This window comes from Methylibium sp. T29 (assembly GCF_000576205.1).
Taxonomy (GTDB): domain Bacteria; phylum Pseudomonadota; class Gammaproteobacteria; order Burkholderiales; family Burkholderiaceae_C; genus Methylibium; species Methylibium petroleiphilum.
This window is the reverse complement of the sequence record NZ_AZND01000453.1, coordinates 1-1,599: the sequence shown is the minus strand read 5'-3', so window position 1 is coordinate 1,599 and position 1,599 is coordinate 1. Positions and strand designations below refer to the sequence as shown.

The 1,599-nt window shown below is 59.7% G+C and carries 1 protein-coding gene; it reads left to right on the top strand.

The window, feature by feature from the left end; all coding sequences use genetic code 11:
* Nucleotides 1–16: 16 nt before the first annotated feature.
* Nucleotides 17–1,599: site-specific DNA-methyltransferase (locus tag x551_RS21960; protein WP_161728129.1), on the top strand; the 1,583-nt coding region annotated here is incomplete at its 3' end.

The window sequence follows — 1,599 nt, the reverse complement described above, 5'->3', positions numbered from 1 at the left end:
AACCCCCTTCGTTGGCGTGGACGCGCTCAAACACAGCGACGACAAGCGCAAGAACATCCCCACCGCGGAGTACCAGAGCCTGATGGCCGACGAGGCCAGGAAGCCCGTGCAGGTTAGCTACTCGCGTGGCACGTCGAACTCCGATGGCCTGCAGTACGAGAAGACACGGCGCAACCGCGACCTCGACCCACAACTGGTTTGGCGCGGCAAGGACGATCAGGACTGGACTGACCTGGTGGTGAATGCGCCGCCGCTGTATATCCAGGAGAAGGTGCACCCCAAGGTGCTGATCGACGACCTGCAGCAGCAAACTCGGGCGCGGCGCGAAGGCGCGGCCGGGGGCACGGTGGACATGTTCGGCGACTTCAATGGCATCCCCGCCGGCGCCGACAAGACCGACTTCTACGCTCACGACCAGAACTGGACCAACCGCATGATTCTGGGCGACAGCCTGCAGGTCATGGCGAGCCTGGCTGAGCGCGAAGGCCTGCGCGGCAAAGTGCAGTGCGTGTATCTCGACCCGCCCTACGGCATCAAGTTCAATTCAAACTTCCAGTGGAGCACGACCAGCCGCGACGTGAAGGACGGCAACCGCGACCACATCAGCCGCGAGCCAGAGCAGGTAAAGGCGTTTCGCGACACCTGGCGCGACGGGATCAATTCCTACCTGACCTATCTGCGTGATCGGTTAACAGTGGCGCGCGACTTGCTCACCGCGAGTGGGTCAGTGGTCGTGCAAATCGGCGAAGAGAATTCGCACATTGTTCGTTGCTTGCTCGATGAGGTCTTTGGGCTGGAGAACTTTGTCTCTCAGATCATCTTTTCCAAGACCGCAAGCGCAACCTCTGAATATCTGGCCGGCACCTACGACGTATTGCTCGTCTATGCCAAGAGCCACGAGCACCTGAAGTACAGGCAGCCGCTTTCTCAGAAGCAAGTGGGGGGCGCTGGAGGTGGTGCATACAAGCGTGTGCGGGAAGCCGATCTAAGTTCCCGTGCAATTACGAGTGAAGAACTGGTTGGCGGTCGATCGCTTCCACCGGGCGCCAGAGTCTTCCGCATTGACAATCTCACCAGCCAGAGCATGGGGCGTGACAAGGGAGAAGGTGCTGCATCGTGGTTCCCTGTGGAGTTTGAGGGAAAGACGCTGCGCCCATCGGACAAGGTGCGCTGGAAGACAAATCAAAGCGGGATGCAGCGTCTGAAGTGCGCTGCCCGGCTTGCGACGACCGGAACTGGGCTGTACTACGTTCGCTACTTTGAAGACTTCGCTGCTTTTCCTGAAAACAACGTATGGGGTGACACTGGAATTGCCGGATTCGCCTCTGAGAAGCGCTACGTGGTCGAAACCTCTGAGAAGGTGGTTCAGCGTTGCATCAATATGTTGTCCGATCCAGGCGACTTGATACTTGATCCCACTTGCGGTTCCGGAACAACCGCATATGTCGCTGAGCAATGGGGCCGGCGATGGATCACCATCGATACCTCACGCGTAGCCCTGGCCTTGGCCCGGGCTCGCATCATGGGCGCACGTTACCCCTACTACCTGCTGGCCGACTCGCCAGAGGGACAGCTGAAAGAAGCCGAGTGTGCGCGCCG